At 69.2% G+C, this 2,832-nt stretch carries 2 protein-coding genes; one reads left to right on the forward strand and one right to left on the reverse strand.

From position 1 onward, the window contains the following. Positions 1 to 1,238, reverse strand: a 1,238-nt coding sequence (locus PKE44_RS17750) for an FMN-binding protein (protein ID WP_324553915.1), incomplete at its 3' end; no start/stop codon positions are given. Between the two features lie 439 nt (positions 1,239 to 1,677). Here PKE44_RS17750 and PKE44_RS17755 point away from each other — a divergent pair. Then, positions 1,678 to 2,517 carry a ferredoxin--NADP reductase gene (locus PKE44_RS17755; protein WP_324553917.1) on the forward strand — a complete coding sequence of 280 codons (840 nt, stop codon included), beginning with the start codon at positions 1,678 to 1,680 and terminating at the stop codon, positions 2,515 to 2,517. Positions 2,518 to 2,832 lie beyond the last annotated feature (315 nt).

Raw genomic sequence — 2,832 nt, forward strand, 5'->3', positions numbered from 1 at the left:
TGCGGCGCACCTGCGGTGCTGCTGCCGGGGGCGGCCGGCGCCGGCAGCGGCGCGGCGGGCAGCTCCAGATAGCGCGCCGGCGTCTCGTAGCCGCCGCTGAAGCTCGTGAACACCGAATCGAGCGGCCCGGTCTGGCGGCGCACCAGCAGTTCGAGCTGCCACGGCGTGCCCGGATCGAAGTGGTAATGCTCGCGGATGAAGAAGATCACCATCTCGCGAAAGCGCGGCATGCCGGGCGCGTAGACATCGCTCAGGCGCTGGAAGTCGCTGTCGCGGAAGCTGATCGCCTGGTCGTTCTGGCGCAGCTGCACGCGATCGAAGATGCCGCCGCGCACGTAGCCCGAGCCCTTGAACGAATAGCCGTTGCCCAGCACCGCGATCGCGTGCTCGCCGGGCGCAAGCCCCGCCATCAGCCGTGCATACGCGGCATCGCCGAGCAGGCTGCGCCCGATGGTCGGCGGGTTCAGGTAGGCCCAGGCCAGTTCGACGAAGGGCTCGTCGAGCTGCTCCGGCGTCGGGCGCTCGACGCCGGCGGCGGCGGTGTTGTCGAAGGCGCGCTGCACGTCGGCGCGCGTCAGCCGGAGCGTGCGCACCGAGCCGTCGCCGCTGAGCTGCTGCCAGTCGGCCGGCGCGTAGACATCGGGCTTCACGCGCGCCGGTGCGCGCTGCACGGCCGCCGCCTCGCCGATCAGGCCGCGCGCGACCGCGACCCGGTGCGCCGAGCGCATGATGCCCTCGTTGATGACCATGACGGTCACGGTCGCGCCGGTGATCGCATCGACGCCGACGTAGCCCTCGCGGTTGGCGGCGCCGACCTTGACGCGATCGGTCACGCGCTTGCCGACGTACTGCGCGATGAACTCGCCGAGCCGGGTCTCGGGGATGCCGACCAGCAGGATCGGCTCGTGGTGTTCGAGCACCTGCGCACCACTGATGCGGCCGCTGCGGTCGATGCCGACCAGCGTGTTGACCGGCTTGCCCGAATAGGCCGGGATGCGCTCGACCTGATCGGTCTGGAACAGGTAGCCGAGCAGCTCGCTGCCGCGGTACACGGCCGCAGCCGGCGGCGTGCCATCGGCGGGCGCAACGCGATCGGCGCCCGGGAACCAGCCGCGGCCGAGCTCCCACGGCGCCGCCGCCGGTGCGGCCGGCGCGACGCCGCAAGCCACGAGCAGCAGCAGCGCGCTCAAGGAGCGCAGGACCGGCAGGCACAGCAGGCGGAATTCAGCGAAGGACATGGCATCTGCAACGGCCACCGCTCGCGCGGAGGGCAGCCGTGCCCGGTCAGGGTGCGGCGATCTGCCGCAGGTCGGGGCACACCGTAGCCCCCTGACCGGCCGGTATCTTGATGATCATCAAGCCCATGACCATTGTGCCGGCCACTTACCCCCGAGGGGGCAGCCACCCGTACTTGCCCTGCGCCGGCCGGCTACCCGCACCGATCAGGTGCATCTGCCGCTACCTCTGCCATGCCTGCGCATCGCAACCGGCCCGGCGCTGCCGGCGCCTGCCGCTTCGGAGCGCATCGGCCGGGAGGCAGGGCCTCATATAAGAAGATTGAATAAAAAAATCCATTCAGATTCTTTCCAGCAATTTAATATCCGACTTATCCTCCCGGACAATTTTCGCCCCCCGAGGGCAGGCACCGCCCTTCCGTCAGCCGAGAACCTGCAATCCATGTCCGCAGCACCCGAGTTCGCCCAGCCCGCCTCCCTGCCCCCGACCAGTGAGGACTACCACGCCCTGACCATCCGCAGCGTGCACTGGTGGTCACCGACGCTGTTCTCGCTGGTGCTCGACCGTCCGGAGTCCTTCCGCTTCATCTCCGGCCAGTTCGCCCGCCTCGGCCTGCCGGTCGAAGGCGAATGGGTCTGGCGGGCGTACTCGATCTGTTCGTCGGTCTTTGACGAGCACCTGGAATTCCTGTCGATCGTCGTGCCGAACGGCCCGTTCACGCAGGCGCTGAAGCACGTGCAGGCCGGCGACACGCTCTACGTCGACAAGCGCAACTTCGGCACGCTGACCACCGACCGCTTCCGCGGCCAGAAGGATCTCTGGATGCTCGCGACCGGCACCGGCCTGGCGCCGTTCATGTCGATCCTGCGCGACCCCTACACCTGGGACACCTTCGAGCACGTCGTGCTGGTGCACAGCGTGCGCGACGGCAACGAGCTCGCGTATCTCGAATGGCTCGAAAACTTCAACGAGGACGAGATCTTCGGCGAGTACGCCGAGCGTTTCCGCTACGTGAAGGTCGTCACGCGCGAGGCCGTGCGCGGCGCCTTCGACAAGCGCATCCCCGACCTCGTCGAGTCCGGCCTGCTGGAACAGGAAGTCGGCTGGGAGTACTCGCCCGAGCGTTCGGCGGTCATGCTCTGCGGCAACCCCGGCATGCTGCGCCAGATGAAGACGGTGCTGCAGGGCCGCGGCCTGACCGTCAACAAGAAGTCCAGCCCCGGCAACATCCTCTGGGAAAACGGCTTCCTGCCCGAGGACAACAAGCACGCCGATCTCTGATCCGGCGGCATTTCCGCTTTCCCCCGACGGCCGGCACGCGCCCTGCGTGCCGGCCGTCGCGTTTGCGGCCACCCGGCAGCAAGCCCCGCCCCCGCGCCCCCGCCCGGCTCCCGCCAGCCCCGCACTCCCGCCGCCCTGAACCGGCCGCCTGCAGCCGGATCACGCCCGCCGCTCGCCCCGCCTGCGCACGCGGCATCGGCGTATCCGGGCCGTGGCGCTGACGGTTCAGCAGTCGGCGTCACCCTGAAATGAGTCGGCGTCGATGGTTCAGGTGTCGATGCCGATTGTTGAAGTGCCGGCGCCGACGCTTCAGGT

It is taken from the genome of Plasticicumulans sp., assembly GCF_035331805.1.
GTDB lineage: Bacteria > Pseudomonadota > Gammaproteobacteria > Competibacterales > Competibacteraceae > Plasticicumulans.